The organism is Gloeothece verrucosa PCC 7822 (genome assembly GCF_000147335.1).
GTDB lineage: Bacteria > Cyanobacteriota > Cyanobacteriia > Cyanobacteriales > Microcystaceae > Gloeothece > Gloeothece verrucosa.
On the sequence record NC_014501.1, the window covers coordinates 3,399,811 to 3,418,656 of the forward strand.

Annotated in this window: 13 protein-coding genes; 12 read left to right on the plus strand and 1 reads right to left on the minus strand. The window is 39.6% G+C overall.

Going from position 1 to position 18,846, the window contains the following annotated elements; genetic code table 11:
- Window positions 1-63: 63 nt before the first annotated feature.
- From CYAN7822_RS14945 to CYAN7822_RS14995, 11 genes are all read left to right on the plus strand, one after another.
- On the plus strand, window positions 64-657 hold the full coding sequence (locus tag CYAN7822_RS14945; RefSeq protein ID WP_013323107.1) for a DUF3177 family protein: 594 nt from the start codon (window positions 64-66) through the stop codon (window positions 655-657).
- Complete coding sequence (locus CYAN7822_RS14950; RefSeq protein ID WP_013323108.1) at window positions 654-953, plus strand: DUF7734 family protein; 300 nt, start codon at window positions 654-656, stop codon at window positions 951-953. The genes CYAN7822_RS14945 and CYAN7822_RS14950 overlap by 4 nt, the downstream gene beginning before the upstream one ends.
- A gap of 110 nt (window positions 954-1,063) precedes the next feature.
- Window positions 1,064-2,533 (plus strand): phosphoglucosamine mutase, encoded by a 1,470-nt coding sequence (gene glmM / locus CYAN7822_RS14955; protein ID WP_013323109.1) that lies wholly within the window; start codon window positions 1,064-1,066, stop codon window positions 2,531-2,533.
- A gap of 389 nt (window positions 2,534-2,922) precedes the next feature.
- The gene (locus tag CYAN7822_RS14960; protein ID WP_041933257.1) at window positions 2,923-3,189 is read left to right on the plus strand and encodes a hypothetical protein; all 267 of its coding nucleotides are present in this window, start codon (window positions 2,923-2,925) and stop codon (window positions 3,187-3,189) included.
- A gap of 33 nt (window positions 3,190-3,222) precedes the next feature.
- Window positions 3,223-3,456 carry a hypothetical protein gene (locus CYAN7822_RS39065; protein ID WP_013323110.1) on the plus strand — a complete coding sequence of 78 codons (234 nt, stop codon included), beginning with the start codon at window positions 3,223-3,225 and terminating at the stop codon, window positions 3,454-3,456.
- Window positions 3,457-3,490: 34 nt separating this feature from the next.
- Window positions 3,491-5,287, plus strand: coding sequence for a hormogonium polysaccharide biosynthesis protein HpsL (gene hpsL / locus CYAN7822_RS14970; RefSeq protein ID WP_013323111.1), 1,797 nt, complete (start codon window positions 3,491-3,493; stop codon window positions 5,285-5,287).
- 29 nt (window positions 5,288-5,316) lie between these two features.
- Window positions 5,317-6,372, plus strand: coding sequence for a hormogonium polysaccharide biosynthesis glycosyltransferase HpsN (gene hpsN, locus CYAN7822_RS14975; protein ID WP_041933258.1), 1,056 nt, complete (start codon window positions 5,317-5,319; stop codon window positions 6,370-6,372).
- On the plus strand, window positions 6,353-7,549 hold the full coding sequence (hpsO, locus tag CYAN7822_RS14980) for a hormogonium polysaccharide biosynthesis glycosyltransferase HpsO (protein ID WP_013323113.1): 1,197 nt from the start codon (window positions 6,353-6,355) through the stop codon (window positions 7,547-7,549). The genes hpsN and hpsO overlap by 20 nt, the downstream gene beginning before the upstream one ends.
- Window positions 7,546-8,715 carry a hormogonium polysaccharide biosynthesis glycosyltransferase HpsP gene (hpsP, locus tag CYAN7822_RS14985; protein ID WP_013323114.1) on the plus strand — a complete coding sequence of 390 codons (1,170 nt, stop codon included), beginning with the start codon at window positions 7,546-7,548 and terminating at the stop codon, window positions 8,713-8,715. The genes hpsO and hpsP overlap by 4 nt, the downstream gene beginning before the upstream one ends.
- 132 nt (window positions 8,716-8,847) lie before the next feature.
- Entirely contained in the window at window positions 8,848-13,689 is a 4,842-nt protein-coding gene (locus tag CYAN7822_RS34630; RefSeq protein WP_013323115.1) for a PAS domain S-box protein, read from the plus strand.
- The gene (locus CYAN7822_RS14995; protein ID WP_013323116.1) at window positions 13,673-15,127 is read left to right on the plus strand and encodes a diguanylate cyclase domain-containing protein; all 1,455 of its coding nucleotides are present in this window, start codon (window positions 13,673-13,675) and stop codon (window positions 15,125-15,127) included. The genes CYAN7822_RS34630 and CYAN7822_RS14995 overlap by 17 nt, the downstream gene beginning before the upstream one ends.
- 42 nt (window positions 15,128-15,169) lie before the next feature.
- On the opposite strand, the gene CYAN7822_RS15000 is transcribed toward CYAN7822_RS14995, so the two are convergent.
- Window positions 15,170-17,326 (minus strand): tetratricopeptide repeat protein, encoded by a 2,157-nt coding sequence (locus tag CYAN7822_RS15000; protein WP_245602575.1) that lies wholly within the window; start codon window positions 17,324-17,326, stop codon window positions 15,170-15,172.
- Window positions 17,327-17,475: 149 nt separating this feature from the next.
- Between CYAN7822_RS15000 and CYAN7822_RS15005 the strand changes: the two genes are divergently transcribed.
- The gene (locus CYAN7822_RS15005) at window positions 17,476-18,378 is read left to right on the plus strand and encodes a prolyl oligopeptidase family serine peptidase (protein WP_245602576.1); all 903 of its coding nucleotides are present in this window, start codon (window positions 17,476-17,478) and stop codon (window positions 18,376-18,378) included.
- Window positions 18,379-18,846: the final 468 nt, after the last annotated feature.

An 18,846-nucleotide genomic window follows, 5' to 3' on the forward strand; every position in this document is an offset into this window, starting at 1 on the left:
TGAACAGACGAGCCTGCTCCAGCAGGCTTTTATTATGAATTTTCAAGAATTTAGCCGAAAAAAATGCAAGACGTTTGGTTTAAATCTTTAGTTTGGACTGATTATCGCTTGGCAGTATTATTAACGCTTATCCTGCCAATTATTCTTTTAATCTGGTCTTGGAGAGAAAAACTCGAATCGATTTCTAGATTATTAATTATTTACTGGCGAGTAGCGAGTTTATTATTAATTACTGTGTATTTGATGATTCCCGGTTGGCAAGTGAGTTATATAACCGGTTTTGCCGCACGGGTTCTGATTCCTATTTCTTTGTGGTTTTGGGTGGATTTAAATGATGAAATTAAAGATTTGCCACCCAGTAAATTAAAAACCACTCTCACCTCTTGGCGTTGGGCGATCACTATTTACACTACTTTAGGTGCGAGTGCCATGATTCCTTTTCTCTCTTGTGCCTTTAATGAAAAAGCCGTCGATACCCCCTTCTGTCGAGTTTGGCTAGAAGCGCCCTGGCAATTTAGGGAATTTTTTCATCCTAATACCGAGGCCGAAGTGTTAGGCTTTTTCGGTTTGCTCGGATTAGTGGTTTATTTACTTTACTTTGTCTATTTTGTTTTTATTCGTTTAGCCAAACAGGGACGTATTGCTCTTGAACAATGAATAATTCCCTTGAAAAGCGGCTAGAACAATACACCCTTAAACGTCCTCAAGAAATTTTGCTAGTCAATATTCAGATTCTTGAGGAAAAAGACCAAATTTTAATCTTTAAAGGATTTTCCAGTTCTTTAATGGGTGCTACGGCTGCCGATGCCGATGTTCCTCTGATTCCTGAAACGGCGGAAATTATCAGCATTGACCGTCTTCTAAGCCCTTATAATCCCAATAATCCTCGTTATATCCAAGCCGGACTCTCTCTAGCGCAAATGGAGGAACTCTTGACACAACTTAGCGTCTGAGGCAAAAGAATCGCTAAGTTTAATTGTGCCAAAGAGTAGATTTTTTATCCCAACTCTGAAATAAAGATATATTCTTAGATGGTAAATACGTCGTGTGAGGAAAACTTAATATGGTAACTTCTATATATCATAACGGAAATGGTCGTCTAAATGCGGCCAGCCAAGATCCCGGAAAAGTTAAATCCCTCAATCATCTTTCAGTGCTGCCAAAAATTCCCCTTTTTGGAACCGATGGGATTAGAGGAAAAGTGGGTGAGCTTTTAAATGCCCCTTTTGCCCTACAGTTGGGATTTTGTGCGGCGCAAGTTTTAAAAGCCTCGGTAAAAGAGACAAAACCCATTATTATAGGGCAAGATTCCCGCAATTCTAGCGATATGTTGGCTATGGCCATGGCAGCCGGGTTAACCTCTGCCGGAGTCGAAGTGTGGCATTTGGGATTATGTCCTACTCCCTGTGTGGCTTACTTAACGCGCACCTTAGAGACGATGGGCGGCATTATGATTTCGGCTTCTCACAACCCTCCTGAAGATAACGGAATTAAATTTTTTGATCATCAAGGATTAAAACTGCCTAAAGATTTAGCTCAACAAATTGAAAACCTTCTTTTAAACAATTCTATTGATTCTCAAAACGGGTTAACACAAACTCATTTAGGATGGGGAAAACATTATCAACGCCGCGAATTAATACAAGATTACTTGCAGACCTTGAGGCAATCTTTGCCGGTAGGGGTAGATTTACAAGGAATGCGAATAGTGCTAGACCTAGCTTGGGGAGCATCAGTAGAAATTGCCCCTGCTCTGTTTCGCGCTTTAGGAGCCGAAGTGATCTGTTTACATGAAAAACCCGACGGCGATCGCATTAATGTTAACTGTGGTTCTACCCATCTCGAGTTATTACAACAAGCTGTCAAAGAATATCAGGCCGACTTAGGGGTAGCGTTTGATGGAGACGCGGATAGGGTTTTAGCAGTAGACTCCCTAGGGCGAGTGGTAGATGGTGATTATATTCTCTATTTTTGGGGTCAAACCCTTAAAGCGCAAAAACAATTGCCAGATAATTTAATTATCGCTACAGTGATGGCCAATTTAGGCTTTGAAAACGCTTGGCGCTCTCTTGGGGGTCAATTAATTCGCACGGCGGTGGGCGATCAGCACGTTCAAGCCCAAATGTGGGAAACTGGAGCCATGTTAGGCGGCGAACAATCTGGACACATTATTTGTCATCATCACGGTGTTTCAGGAGATGGAATTCAAACCGCTTTACATCTGGCGGCTTTAGTCCATCAGTCGGGTAACTCTTTAGCCGCCTTAGTAGAACAAAGTTTTCAGCCGTATCCTCAAATTCTTCGCAATGTGCGGGTAGAAGATAGAGAACGCCGCTCTAAATGGAAAGAGTGTGAACCCTTGCAAAAGGCGATCACTCTTGCCGAAACCGAAATGGGAACACAAGGACGAGTATTAGTCCGGGCTTCAGGAACTGAACCGTTAATTCGAGTTATGGTAGAATCCCAGTGTGCCCAATCAGCTAACTATTGGACAGAACACTTAGTCAAGGTGGTTCAACACCATTTCACTTGATCACTCGAGAATTTTATTGATTTTTATTAACGCTAGGTAGAAACAGTCTGCCTAGCAAAACTCTATGTTAAATTGGAGTCAAGGTTCACTCCTGCCCGTTTCTCTGGTTGGGTTTTCCTCAAGGGCAAATGTTGCTCTGTGGAACTTAGGTTAACTCGGGGCGCGAACTTTTTGGCGGCTGCCTCAAGGCAGTCATAATCTCTATTAAAGGTAATCTGGATTCACCTATAGTGACATCCTCCCGACGCTGACCCTATCGGGTACAGCGCGGGCTTCCCAACCTCACGGTCTGCGCTAGCGCAGTGCCTTCGGCATCAGGCATTTCTAGTTACTTCCTTTTTAGGGTTTTTCGCCACTTATCTAGTAGTTCTTGGTACAGACGAAAAGAGATGTTTCTCCCAACAGTGTTACCCCGACAGCCCGACTGCATAGACGTTTTGCTTCCCCAGAGTCCCTGGGTACTGGCTACCAATCTTTTTTTGGAAGACTTAGACCTAATTACGGTCAAGTTTTTCCCCAAGCACCGCAAACCAACCATTGGTTTTGTTTCCTGCTTGGAACCCCATAACTTGAGTTGTCAAGGTACTGTACCGTCCCCAGAATTTGGAGGTTCCGACTTTCGCCTACCTTTCACTCTCAATCTGGTCAGTGGTTAGCTGATAGAATTATTGTACCATATTGGTACAGATATGACTGAAAAAGATTTGCACGTAAGACTTTCGACTGAAGAAATGAAAATGCTCTCAAGGTATTGCCAAAAAACTAAAAGGACAAAGACAGATGTTATCCGTGAGCTTGTTAGATTATTGCCCGTCTTAGGGGCATCGAACCCCCCAAAAGTTAAAAATTATTTATCTCAACTATTCGAACTAACAAACATGGAAAACCCCAACCAACAGGGCAAAGCACTTCCACCTACTTAATTTTTCGCCGCAATTTTTAGCTGAATCGTTAGTTATGGCACCCCTAAAAAAGAAAAAACGCAAAACTTCTTCTAAAAATCCGAAAAATCAAGCCGAGCAGGTGGACTTCAAAACAAAAATCGCCCAGAAAAGACAGGCGAGAGAAGCTCGAAAAAATTTGCTGGGAGCCATATTTTCCTCGATTTTTTGTTTGATTGTGTTCGGAATACCCCTGATGCTTACGGTGGGAGTGAAAGAAGGAATCATGGTGGGAATAGGAATTCCTATACTGTTTCTCAGCTATAAATATCCTCGTCAAGCCCTGTGGGTATTTTTAATTTATATACCTTTTGGAGGAACAATAACTTACTCAATCGGTGGTGGAAGTGTCGTTTTACAGCTTGTAAAAGATGTTTTTTATATTCCTGCCCTAATCAAAATTATCCAAGAACGTAGCCGCAAAAGACTACCAATATTAATCCCCAAAAAAATTAAGCCCACCTTAACAATTTTACTAATATGCTGTTTCCTGACGCTCATGACTGTCAATACACTACAGCAATTTCTTCCCGTTTGTGATGAAACTAACCCGGTTTTAATTCAGAGTCCCCTGACAGGAGAACTGATTAAAGCACCCTGTCGAAAAGGGCTAACGTTTTTACAAGGATTATTTGGCTTGAAAGTATTGCTCGGTTATTTTCCTTTAGCCTTATGTGCTTATTATTTAATCGAAGATAAAAAAAAGTTGTTTTTTCTCGGGCGGCTGTTAGTCGTATTAACAATTATCTGCTGTCTCCTCGGATTAGTCCAATACTGGATGCTCAAAAGTGGCCGATGTCTGGGCACACGCAATGAATCAGGTGTTCAGTTATATAAAGCCAGTTTAGAGGCAAGATGTTTTATCGGCGGCTCTTTATTATATAGCCCAGAGTTTGGACAAATTCGTTTACCTGGAACTTTTGTATCGCCTTGGCATTGGGGTTGGTTTCTCGTTGCCCATGCGGCTATTAGTTATACGGTTACTTTTAGTGAAATGATTAATTCTTTTCGAGAAAACTTGCAAAAAACCTCTCTATTTTGGGGAATTGCAGGCTTAATCAGTATGATATTAGTTTTAATTAATGCTATTATTTGTGGTCAAAGACTGGCGTTTATTTTAGTGCCAAGTATTTATCTTGTTTTACTCATTTTAAGTTTTTTACTCCTTTCAACAGCCCAAGGTTCCAATCTCAAACAATTGTTTCTTAAACTTAAACATCTGATTCCGGTTCTGATCGGAGTGGGAGTATTTATCATTATAGGAGGAGTCGCCGCACTTTCATTTTTTAACCCGGACTTTATACAAGAGCGTTATGAGAGCTTTCTAAGTCGTTGGGCAGCTTCTAACCCTTTAGACTTTATGTCTGAACAAATCAATCTTGTTTTAGATAATAGTAGGATTTTCGGCAAAGGTTTAGGAGAAGCCACATCCTCAGCCCGTTTTCTGGGCGACATATATTTTCTCGAAACTTATCACGCTAAAATTATATATGAAATAGGCGTGGTAGGATTTTTCGCTTTTATGGGTTTCTTAACCCATTTACTGATGCTAACTTTTAAAGCTTATCGTTCAGTTCGCAACCCAGGAATTGCCAGTTATGGTGCAAGCTTTTGGGTATTTATGGTGATCATTACTTATTTGCCTTACTGGTATCCTATGGATACTGATCCAGTAGGAGTCTATTATTGGTTTTTTGCAGGAGTAATTTTAAAGTTACCAGAAATTGATAAACTTGAACTTCCCCTACCCGACAAGGAAAATTCTCAAGGCAAAAAATTAAAATTTAAAAGAAAAAAAATTTCCTGGACTTAAAATTTTTGACAGCTAAAATCGAATTTTTTATGACTTATCCCTATATTTCTGTAATTGTACCCACTTATAGACGGGAAGAACCCTTAAAAGATACCCTCAGCGATCTTCTCAAACAAGATTATCCAGCTTTTGAGGTGCTAGTAGTGGATCAAACTCCCACCCATACCCCCGACATTCAAACCTATTTAGAACAGCTATCAAACCATCAGAAAATTCGATGGTTTCGAGTCAATTGGGCGAGTTTACCGGGCGCCCGTAACTACGGAATCAGACAAGCTCAAGGCGAAATTATTCTCTTTATTGATGATGATGTACAACTGCCCGAAGGATATTTAAATGCTCACGCTCGTAACTATCTCTCAAATGCCGATATTGGAGGGGTAGCAGGACGAGTTTTTGATCGCATGAAATTAGCAGATTCTCAAAAAGTTAATTCTTCGGATTCTCCTTATGTGATTGAAGATTTACCCCCTCAAGCTATGGACCCCGGCATCGCTTGGTATTATATAGATTTAGTCCATACCATTAAACCTCAACAAGTTATTTCAGCCCGAGGTTGTAATATGTCTTTCCGACGGGAAATATTTACCAAATACGGCATTGGGTTTGATGAACGATTTCGAGGAAATGCCGTCAGAGAAGAATCGGATTTATGCTTAAGAATAAGAAAAAGCGGCTATAAAATCTGGTACGATCCACAAGCTTATTTAGTGCATTTAGGAGAAGAAAGCGGCGGCTGTCATGATATCAGTACCCGCTCTCTTCAATACCAACTGACCTTTTATCACAATCATTTCCTGATGGCTCTGAAAAATTTAACCTTTAATGAGCAATTGCGTCTTTATGCTAAGTTATTTGATTGTCATGTGTTGGGAAATCCTCCCTGTAATAAAAGCGGTTCTCCTATCAAAGTTTTCAGCCGAGGGATTTTTTATAGTCTCGGTTTTCTCGATGCGTTGAAAACTCAAATTATGTCTTTATGGAATGACGGACAAATTTACAGCCGTGAGGAACAAGTTCCCGACTCCAACCCAAACCCTGATGAGTTGAAAGAAAAGAAAAACCATGAAAATATTAGTAGCTAGTCATACTTATATCGTTGAACTCAATTGTGAAAAACTGCGAACTCTGGCCAATTTGGCAGACGGAATAGAGGTAACAGTTGTTGTTCCTCAACGTTGGAAACCCGGAGGCGTGCAAAATAAAATCATTAAAGCTCAACCCTGGTACGATGGTACTTTTCGGGTTATTCCTATTGCTAATTTAAGTCAAAATAATCAACCTTTATTAAGTTTTGGCACTGAGATAATAAGCTTATTGCAAGAATTTAAGCCAAATGTTATTCAAGTAGAACAAGGAGCGAAATCTCTAGGCTATGCCCAGTTAATTACCCTTAACCGTCTATTAAACCTCAAGGCCAAAAACTGTTTTTTTACTTGGTGGAATCTTCCCTATCAAAATAAATTTCCTATTTCTTGGCTGGAAAATTATAATCTTCGTCATACCGACGGATTAATTGCCGGCAATCAAGATGCAGAAGATATTCTTAGAGAGCATGGTTACACAGGGGCCGTCAAAGTGATGCCTCAATTAGGAGTCGATGAAAACTTATTTAAGGCGCAACAGCAAGCCGAATTAGCCTCAGAATTAGGAATTAAATCCGATGATTTTGTGATCGGTTTTGTTGGTCGCTTTGTGCCTGAAAAAGGAATACTAACCTTAATTAAAGCATTGTCAGGTTTAAAAGAATTGTCGTGGAAACTATTGCTTTTAGGGCGAGGAGAACTGAAAGAAAATCTTTTAAAAGAAGCGAGAGAAAACGAAATTCAAGACCGATTAATTCTCACAGAAAGTGTCCCTCATGACGCAGTCCCTCGATATATTAATTTAATGAATGTTCTGGTGTTACCCTCGGAAACAAATTATCAGGTAAAAACCTTAACAGCCGTTGGATGGAAAGAACAATTCGGACATGTTTTAATTGAGGCTATGGCTTGTCAAGTGCCTGTGATTGGGTCAAATTCCGGAGAAATTCCCTATGTCATTGGAGAAGCTGGCTTAATTTTTCCTGAAGGAGATAGTGCCGCCCTAGAAACTTGTTTACGTCAAGTCATTACCCAACCCGAATTCGCTCAAAAATTAGCTCAGTCTGGTTATGAAAGAGTCATCGAAAAATATACTAATAAAGCTTTAGCTAAACAGCAATTAGAATTTTATCAGGAATTAATTTCAGCCCCCAATAGCCGAGCAATCAAAAAATGAAAGTCCTGCAAATTATTCCCTCTATATCTTTAGTGTATGGTGGTCCATCTCAAATGGTATTAGGACTATCCAAGGCCTTAGCCAAATCAGGAGTTGAAGTCACCATTGTGACGACTGATTCTAACGGAGATGTGGGACAACCACCGCTAAATGTTCCCATCGGACAACCCGTAAAACAGGATGGCTATGAAATCATTTATTTTCGCTGTTCCCCTTTTCGACGTTATAAATTTTCTCTAGCTTTATTGAGTTGGTTAGCTCATCAGGCAAAAAACTATGATCTAGCCCATATTCATGCCTTATTTTCGCCGGTGAGTACCGCAGCCGCCATGATGGCCAGGGCTTGTCAATTACCCTATATTTTACGTCCTCTGGGAACTCTCGACCCAGCCGATTTAGAAAAGAAAAAAACCCTGAAAAAAATTTATGGGTTACTGTTAGAAAAACCTAACTTAGCTGGGGCAGCCGCTATTCATTTTACCAGTGAACAAGAAGCTAAAGTTTCCTCACGTTATGGTGTGAAAACCCATGATTTAGTCATTCCTTTAGGGGTAGAATTGCCACAGAAATTACCCGAATTAGGAAAAAGCCGCTTGCGATGGGGGATTAGCCAAGAACAACCGCTATTATTATTTATGTCTCGTATTGATCAGAAAAAGGGATTAGATTTATTAATTCCGTCCTTAGAAATTTTGTTAGGCGAGGGATTCGATTTTCATTTTGTCTTAGCTGGGAGTAACCCTCAAGAGCCGGCTTATGAACAGCAAATCCGAGAAAAAATACAAAGCTCAAAATTAGGAGAAAGAACCACGATTACAGGTTTTGTGCAAGGGGAAAACAAATTCGAATTACTCACAGACGCAGATTTGTTTATTTTACCCTCCTATTATGAAAATTTTGGCATTGCTGTAGCAGAGGCAATGGCGATAGGCACTCCTGTGGTCATTTCTAATCAGGTTTATATTTGGGATGAAGTAGAAAAAGCCGCCGCCGGTTGGGTGACATCTTGCAGCGTTGAGGGGTTGACTCAAACCTTAAGGGGGGTATTACAGGATGAACAAGGCAGAAAACAACGAGGAATCAATGCGCGAAAATTAGTAGAGGAGAATTATAGTTGGGATGCTATCGCGCTGTCGATGGTTAAAATTTATCAAGAACTTTCTTAACGATCATGAAAAATATCAGTAGGTGGGCTTTCATTAAGTGTAAATATAGAGAGAGGTCTAGGGATGTATAAGTTTTCTACAGCAGGCTTTTCCCTAGTAAAATTAAAATAGTTATTCCCGTAATGGTTTTTGATGTTAGAACAAGAACCTTTGCCAATTCTTAAAAACTATATTGAGCGAGACTTTCTTACCGTAACCCCAGAAACGCTAGTCGGGCAAGTGCTTGAACAAATGAGTGGAGGGGAAAGCCCAGGTAATTATCTCGTGACTCCACCACCAAACACCAACCCAAAAAACACCCCGAAAAAAAAAGTTAGTTGTGCTTTAGTCCAAGAGGGGGAAAAGTTAATCGGTTTATTCACAGAAAGAGATGCGGTAAAATTAACAGCCGCTCAATTACCGCTAGACACCTGCGTAGCGGATGTCATGACCCGAAACTTAATCACCCGTCTTGAATCCGAAATTGGCGACTGTTGTGAACTGATTCATTTTATGCAGCAGCATCAGGTTCGCCATTTACCCATTGTGGACCTCGCACAACGCCCGGTTGGCATCATCACTCCCCAAAGCATTCGAGCGAGTTTACAACCGACAGACTTATTAAAATATCGTCGCGTTGCTGAGGTAATGAGTGAAAATGTTATTCAGGCTTCTCCCAATGCAGATGTATTATCTTTAGCTCGCTTAATGAGCGATCATCGGGTTAGTTGTGTAGTCATTGCAGAATCCACCCCCACAGGCTCGATTATCCCCGTAGGAATGGTTACAGAAAGGGATATTGTCACATTTCAGGCGCAAAGACTGAATAGTCAAGATTTACGAGCCGAGGAAATTATGAGTCGCCCCCTCTTGCTGATTCAGCCAGAAGAAACCCTTTGGTCAGGTCATCAGAAAATGGAGCAACATCACGTAAGGCGGCTAGTGGTAGTCAATTCAAAAGGTGAACTGAGGGGAATTTTAACTCAAACCACGCTGCTACAAGCGATTGATCCTCATGAACTCAATCGACTGATATTGCTTTTACAAAATCAATTAGAGAATCTTCAACAAGAAAACCTTAAACTGCTCAAGCGTGTCAATCAAGATTTACAACAGGAAGTTGCTCAAAAAAACACCCAACTCAATATTTTAAATCAACAAGAAAAATTACTATTCGATACGGTTCTCAGAATTCGCTCATCTCTCAATTTAGAAACCATCTTAGCGACAACAACTCAAGAAGTTCGTCAATTTCTGCAAAGTGATCGGGTGATTATTTATCGCTTTGAAACCGAAAAAAAGGGAAAAGTTATCGTGGAATCGGTAGAAAAATCCGAGTGGTCAATGTTAGATTACCTAATAGAAGATCCCTGCTTAGCTCAAGCGCGAATCAACCCAAATCAATATCATCAAACTCGAGTCATTCATGATATTTATCAGTCCAATTTAGATCCATGTTACCTTAAATTTTTAGAGCAATTTGACATTAAAGCCAATTTAATTATCCCCATCAAAGGAAAAGAAAAACTATGGGGATTCATAGGGATTCATCATTGCAGCAGTAAACGTCAATGGCTGGCTACAGAAGTCAATTTTTTAGAAAATTTAGCCATTCACCTAGAGATTGCCATTGGACAAGCCACCCTAGTTCAGCAAGTGCAGCAGCATCTAGAAGCCCAAGTTGCCCAACAAACAAGACAACTTCAACAAGCCAATCAACGCCTACAACAAGAGTTAGAAGAACGCCAACGCACAGAAACCGCACTGAGAGAAACTAAGGCTCGTTTCCAAGCTTTTATGAAGAATGCCCCTCTGCTGGCCTGGATCAACAGTTTAGAAGGAAAGATGATTTATGCTAATCAAGCTTTGCTCAACCTGTTAGACAAATCGGAGCAAGAGGTGATCGCTCATACTCTTCAAGAATTATTTCCGCAAGAATTCGCTCAAAAGTATCAAGACAACAACGCTTATGTCGCCCGCACAGGAGAAATTTTAGAAACCCTTGAATCGGCTATACAGCCAGATGGAAGCCCAAAAAATTATCTTGTCCGTAAATTTCCCATTTTTTTAGAAGAGCAAGACCCTTGGATAGGAGGAATGGCGGTGGATATTACAGCACAACAAAAAGCCGAAGCCGCTCTAATTACCAGTGAGGCCCGTTTCCGACAAATTGCCGAAAATATTGAAGAAGTTTTCTTTATTAATTCTGCCGATGTCAGTGAGATCATTTATATTAGTCCTGCCTATGAGAAAATTTGGGGCAGAACTTGTCAGAGTTTATACGATAATCCTGGCACTTGGTTTGACGCTTTGCATCCTGATGATCGTCAAAACGTAGAAATGGCTATTGCGCGGCAACAACAGGGAGAACCCTTTCAAGAAGAATATCGCATCATACGCCCCGATGGAGAGGTTCGCTGGATTTTAAGTCGTGCCTTTCCCATTTATAATGATCTAGGGCAATTGCAGCACTACGTCGGTTTAGCGGCAGACCTAACAGAGCGTAAACAGGCCGAAGCCGCCCTGCAACAGAGTGAAGCTAAATTTAGAGAATTAACAGAAAGTATTGCTCAAGTCTTTTATTTAATGGGAAAAAATGGCGAAATAATTTATATATCTCCTGCCTATCAAGCCATTTGGGGTAAGACTTGTGAAAGCCTTTATCAAGACCCCGGTTCCTGGCTAGTATCGATTCACCCCGAAGATTTATCAAGAGTGGCCACCGCCTTAGATGCTCAAATCAAAAAAGGAGAGCCATTTGATGAAATTTACCGAATTATTGGACTAAATGAAGAAATCCGTTGGATTCATGCTCAGTCTTTTCCCACTTATGATAAAAAAGGACAAATCTATCGCTTTCCGGGATTTGCTGAAGATATTACAGCCCGAAAACTCGCAGAAGATGCCCTGCAACATCAATTAAACAAAACCCTCCTGCTACAAAAAATTACCGATAAGATTCGTCAAAGTCTTGATCCTAAAGAAATTTTTCAAACAGCAGCGCGGCAGATAGGAGAAGCCTTTCAAGTCAACCGTTGTCTATTGCACACCTATACCCAATCTTCTGTGAATCAAGTTCCTGTGGTGGCCGAATACTTGTGGGGTGGATATCCGTCGATTTTATCTGTAGAAATTTCTGTAGCTGATAACCCTCATATCATGAAGTTACTCGAGCAAGAAACGGCCATTGCTTCGGATTATGTGGATGAAGACCCCCTGCTGCAAAATATTCAACCCCTTTGTCGTCGGATGGGACTCAAATCCATGTTAGCCGTAGGCACATTTTATCAAGGAAAGCCGAATGGAATCATTAGCTTGCACCAATGCGATGGGTATCGTCCTTGGACAAAAGACGAAATAGAGTTAATCGAGGCAGTAGCCGCTCAGTTAGGAATTGCCATCGCTCATGCTCGCCTTTTAGAAGGGGAAAAACGCCGCTTAAAACAACTCTCAGAAAAAAATAAAGCCTTGGGCCGTGCCAAAAAAGAAGCAGACATCGCCAACAAAGCTAAAAGCGAGTTTCTCGCTAACATGAGTCATGAAATCCGCACCCCCATGAATGCGGTTTTAGGGTTTAGCGATTTGTTACAGGACATTATCACTGAACCCGAAGCCAAAGAGTATTTAGAAGCGATTAGTGCTAGTGGAAAAACCTTATTAAGACTGATCAATGATATTTTGGATCTCTCAAAAATCGAGGCAGGCAAATTAACACTACACTATGAACCGATTAACCTACGGATATTGATAGCAGAAATTGAGCAAATTTTTCGGCATCAGGCCACAGAAAAAGGATTAAACCTCAAGTCCGAGATTGATCCTAAGCTGCCTTGTGGGGTTGAACTTGATGAAGTGCGTCTGCGGCAAATTCTTTTAAATGTGGTAGGAAATGCTTTTAAATTTACCGACACAGGACAGATCAAAATTACGGTAAACTGTCGCGCCAACCCCGAACACAGCGAGAAAATCGATCTCAAAATTTCGGTTGAAGACACAGGTATTGGCATTTCCCCCGACAATCAAACAAAAATCTTTAATGCCTTTACTCAAAGCGAAGGTCAAAGTAATCGTAAATATGGAGGAACCGGTTTAGGTCTTGCCATTACCCAAAGGTTAGTTCAAATGATGGGAGGAACCGTTCATTTACAAAGTCAGCAAGGACAAGGCAGTAAATTTACTTTCTATTTTCCCAAGGTGGTAGCGGTCAATCAATTAGCGCCAGAGATGCTTAAAGTTGCCCTAGATGAGAATTTAGATCAGTTTGTCACCTCAACTATCTTAGTGGTGGATGATGTGGCCTCAAATCGCAATTTAATTGCGGGATACTTTGCGGCAACAACCCATAAACTCCTTTTTGCCGAAGAAGGACATCAAGCCCTTCGACTTGCCCATAATGATCATCCGGACTTAATTTTGCTCGATCTGCGGATGCCTAATTTAGATGGTCAAGAAACGGCCCAACTCCTAAAACAAGATGAAAAAACTGCTAATATTCCGGTTATTATTGTCACTGCTTCCTCGGAAATTCAAGAAGAAATGGAATTACGAAAAATCTGTGCAGGATTCATTCGTAAACCGGTCAGTCGTGCCCAACTGGTGAAAGCCTTAAAAAAAGTCTTAAAACTCTCAGTTGTCCCTGAAGAGAAAACCCATGAGGCACTGCCAACAGACAATAAGCAAGACAATCTAATGCCATTGAGAGAATCTCCTGTTGGAGAATCGCTGCTACAGTTGCTCGGTTTACTTCGTGAGGAAGCCGAAAATACTTTGCCGCTATTGCGTAAAAAAATGACCATCGGCCAGTTAGAAGAATTTACTGAACGTTTACAAGCCTGGGGCCAAGAATATAATTCTCAGCTAATATTAGATTATGCCAAGTCTTTACAACAACAGCTTGATGAGTATGATTGGGAAAAAATTCCTCAAACCATTGAAAACTTTTTAGTGATTCAGCAATCTCTTGAACAATTAATCAATAATGCGTCAACTCATTAATCCCAAAGATTTTCTCATTTTAGTTGTGGATGATGTCCCAAGTAACCTCAAAGTGTTACGAGGAATTTTAGAGCCGATTGGCTATGAGCTTACCTTTGCTACCAGTGGCAAACAAACCTTAGAACGAGTGGAGCGGGTTAGACCGGCTCTGATTCTATTAGATTTGATGATGCCAGATATGGATGGATTACAGGTATGTCAAGCCCTCTATAGCAATCCGATGTATCAGGATATTCCAATTATTTTTTTAACGGCAAGTCAAGAAGAAGAACACTTAACTTATGCGTTTGAACAGGGAGCAGTAGATTACATCAATAAGCCTTTTAATAAAGCGGAGTTATTAGCGAGAATTAAAACTCATCTTCAACTGAAACATTATAGCGATTGCCTCAACCATCAAGTGCAACAAGAGCATCTGATCAACGATCTCACCGAAAAGATTCTCAGCTATTCAAATTTAGAACAGATTCTTAACAATGCTGTTTCGGGAATCCGGGATTTATTAGACGCTGATCGAGTGACTATTTGTCGTTTTAATGCTCAAAAAGAGGGGGAAATTGTCGCCGAATCTCTTAGGGGAAATTGGCAGCCTTTATTAAGAGAGAAAATCCTTGATTTGTTTTGGATTGAATTAGATAAAAGTTTAGACTTATCCTCACAATTTCAGTTGATAGACAACATTAATGAAGCGAATCTTCCCTCATCACAACTCAAAGCCCTTGCGGCTTGGCAAGTCAAAGCTCAAATTATTAGTCCTTTAATCGAACAAGAAAAGCTTTGGGGCGTTTTAATCGTTCATCATTGTCAATCTTCTCACCAGTGGAAAGAGGAAGAAACTCAATTTATCACTCAACTGAGCAAACAAACTGCCATCGCTATTCAACAATCTAAACTTTATCAAGAACTCAAAACCGCTAACCAAGAACTCGAACGCATTGCTTATCTTGACAGTCTTACCCAAATTCCTAATCGTCGTCAATTTGACCTAACAATTAAACGAGAATGGTTTAGATTAAGACGACAGCAACTTCCTTTATCTTTAGTTTTATGTGATATTGATCATTTTAAGCAATATAATGATTTTTATGGACATCCTCAAGGGGATTTGTGCCTTAAGCAAGTGGCTCAAGGGATCGCCAGCAATCTAAAACGTTCAGCCGATCTGGTTACTCGTTACGGTGGAGAAGAATTCGCAGTCATTTTACCGAATACTGATCTTGACGGAGCGATTCATGTTGTCAAGCAGATTCAACAGGCTATTGCTCAACTCAAATTGCCTCATCAGGGTTTAGGGTTAGAAAAATATGTTAGCCTCAGTATGGGAATTGCAACCATGATTCCTGGGCCTAATTTATCTTATGAAGAGTTAATTTCTCTGGCTGATAAAGCTTTATATAAGGCTAAAGCTAATGGGAGAAATAGATTTTTCACTAATTAGTTATTAGTCATTAGTTATTAGTTATTACTTATTACTTATTACTTATGTTCTCTGTTGCCTCTGACCGGCAATTTTCTCCTGTTGCTCTGTTATGCCTTTGATTAATTCTTGATTTCTACTACTATCATTGATGGTTTGAGCGATTTTCATCACTTCAGATAAAATCTTTTTAGCTTTTTCTTTGTTACCATTGACAGCATATTTTTGAGCCGCTTGACGTAAGGCGACAATTTTATAATCCTTGTCAAAAATATTTTCAGCTAAAAATAAAGCCACATCATTTTTATTCGACTTAATCGCCAATTTAAATAAATTTAAAAACTCTTTATTAAACTCTTTTTTTAATGAAGCTTTCTGAAAATATTTCAGGTTTTTTTTCAGTGAATTTAAAGCAGATTCTTCATTATTATCCATCATTTTTGTTTGAAGTAATTTTAAATTAACTTTAGCTCTCAGGGTTGATAAATTACTTTTTTCGACAATTTTTTGAGCAACTTGTAATTGCCATAGAGGAATAGTTCCTTGTGCTTCATCAACCAGATGCTCATCTACCTGATTAATTGCAATGAGTCTATTAGTAGTTTCTATAAACCATTCTTCTCGCTGTTGTTGTTCTGGTATAGTTTCAGCCGCCGCCACAGCTTGCTTTAATAGATTATTGGCTATATTCCAATTATTTTTTTGAGCATAGTTTTTAGCAATTGCCACTAATAGATAGGCTTGATCAAGAGGATTTTTAATCTTTCCTGAAAACTTCAAGGCGATTTTAGGATTTTCTGCTAGACTTAAAGCTACTTGCTCTAAACTAATGATTTTATCATCATTAAACGGTAATTGATTAATTTCTTGTAATTTTTTTTCGGCTAACTTTTCCATTGATTTTTCTTCTTCAGCTAAGGCAGCTATTTCTAATTGCATCAAAAAAGATTGAGTTTGTTCCACAAGTTTTATGCCTTCTTCTTTATGCCCAACTAAAATGGCTACACGGGCAGTTTTTAAAACCAATTCCGCCGATTTAGGGTCAATAATCTCTAATTTATAAAAAGCATCTTGCCAAAGTAACTCAGCTTTATTTTTTTGACCTATTTGAACATAAGTCGTAGCAATAGTCAGCAATTCTTGAATTAAAACTTCTCGCTTTCTTCTAAATTTTTTGGCTTCTTCAGTGGCTAAATCTAAGATAGCAAGTGCTTGACGATTTTCTCCAAAATTTAAATAATAGGCAGCTAATTCTTGTAGGGCTTTACTGCGGTTCCAAACCACAACATCAAAGGTAAATTGAGTTTTAAAATTTTGGATAGATTCTTGGGCTAGAGCTAAAATTTCTAAAGCTTTTTGCCGCTCTCCTAATTCGTAATAATCTTGAGCTAGTTGTAACAATAGATTAGCATTAGGTTCACTCCAAAAACTATGGCGGTCTTGAATGACGGGAATCGCATCAATCGTTTTAGCAATGGTCAAAGCTTGAGATAATTTTTCTTTTCCCTTTGTCCAATTTTTTTCTTGAAAATACTGATGAGCAATTTTTCTTAAAGCAATAACTTGTTCAATTTTTCCGGGAAAACTGAGAGCTACCTGAGCGGCTAAATCCTTATTATTCTCTTGCAGTGCTTGGTCGATAATCCCTTGTAAAAGCTCATTTATAGGATTCGGATAATCATCAGGAACAAAGACCGTATCAACCGGAATTAATTGGACTAATTGAAAAGCTTTAGCGATGTTTCCCACTTGGAAATAACTTTGAGCTAAACTTAAACGAATTTGCGCCGCTTGTTCGGATGTTTTATCTAAATTCTGAATAAGGTCTTTGACTCTTTCTTCCTGGCCAGTTAATAGCCAATCTTTGCACCAGGTGAGAGGATCAAAAGAGCCGCTTTCCTTGTCTAATGTCACCGCTTGATTAACAATTGAATAAGCTTCTTCAGTTTGTCCCACTGCAAGGTAAGCATCAGTCAATTCTCGCAGCAGTTGCACTTGAAGAGGTAAATCCTCAACCAGTTTAATCTGTTGTCGAGCATAATGATAATAGCCTAGTTCGAGCGCTTTTCTGACTATATTGCTAATGTCGGAGTCAATTTTCTCCTCTTGAGCTATACTATTTTTTAAACTTTCAGTCTGATGATTTTTTTGAGAGACAGTGGCTACTGAAACCGGGTTAATAATTCGCTCTTTGCCATAGCTCAGAGCTATTAAAGTCAAGCTTCCCAAACAGGGAAGTATGATTAAAAGTAACCTTTTTTTCACGTTTACTTGGATCAGCTTTAGTGTGAGAGAATTTAGGGAGAAAGGAAATGAAAACTAGGCTGTGGTTAAGCTGGGTTAGGTATTGTCTAACCGGAGGAGTGCTAGTGACTGGTCAATTGTTGCCGATAACATCCAATTCTACGGTATCAAATAATTTAGTCCAACGGCCAGAACAATCATCTTTTTTATTAACTTCAGAACCCATCAAGCGTTCTTCTAATGCTGGGAAAGTGACTAATGCTACTGTGGGATGGAACAAAAACTTGATGGTTAATAATGTTAGCTACGATCTTTATATCCCTCCCAACTCGAACAGTCGACCTAATCGAATTTTACCTTGTGTGCTAGTGCTGCCGGGTTGGAATTTTAAGCGCACTAGCTGGATAGAAAATTCTAAATTAGTCCAATACGCGGATAAATACGGCTATGCTTTAATTTTGCCAGAAATGGGAAAAACTCTCTATGAAAGTAGCTATTATCCCCAAACAACGATGAAATGGAATCCGATGCCGGGGGGGCAATTTATTAAGCTATTTATTGAACAAATGCAGCAGCGACATCATTTACTTGTTTCTGGACAGCATAATACTTTATTGGGGTTATCGACGGGAGGCCGAGGAGTTGCTTTAATTGCTTTGGAAAATCCGGGGTTATTTGTGGCCGGTGCCAGTCTTTCAGGAGATTTTAGTCAGGAAAATATGAAAAGTGATCGCTTGATGACGGCGGTTTATGGTGCTTATCAACAGTTTCCTGAGCGCTGGAAAGGAAAAGATAATCCTCAAGCTAGGGCGCGGGAGTGGAAAATGCCGTTATATTTAGCTCATGGTACGGCAGATAAGATTGTGCCAGAGTCTCAAAGTCGTTTGTTTTATAATGCGATTAAACAATATCATCAAAATCGGGTGGTGGTAGTTTATCATCCTGTGGCGGGTGCAGGCCATGATTATCGCTTTTGGGATGGACAGTTAGAGCCGGTGTTTCAATTTATTGATCAGGTCTATCAATAAAATAGAGGAAGAGTTGGAAAAGTTATCTTACTTTTCTGTACCCTTCCTCAAGCAAGGCAATTTATCCTTCTCTAAGGTAGATGGTTAAAGATAGCGCCAGTTTAAGCCAAAAAAGCTCTTAACTGAGGTTTTCTTGATAGTTTTAGTTTAAGTCTCTTCATGGGTTTATGTCAGTCCCATATTATATAGATATTGTTCTTTGGGTACGAGAGTTACAAAGAGAGTTAAGTAGAATTTTGTGGAATGAAAGGGAATTGATAGCATTAAACTTGATATCAGATCACTATTTTTTTTTAAAATCAATTATTTTTATTTTGGGTAATTTGCTGAAATTTGGGAATAGCTCGACCAATAACTGGTAAAGATCTTAGGGGTTCCGGCAATTCTTCGTTATATGTCTTAATCTAATTGTGAAAGCAATCTGAAACCAACTGTTAAGAAGTTCAATAATTTTACCCAAGAGAGTTA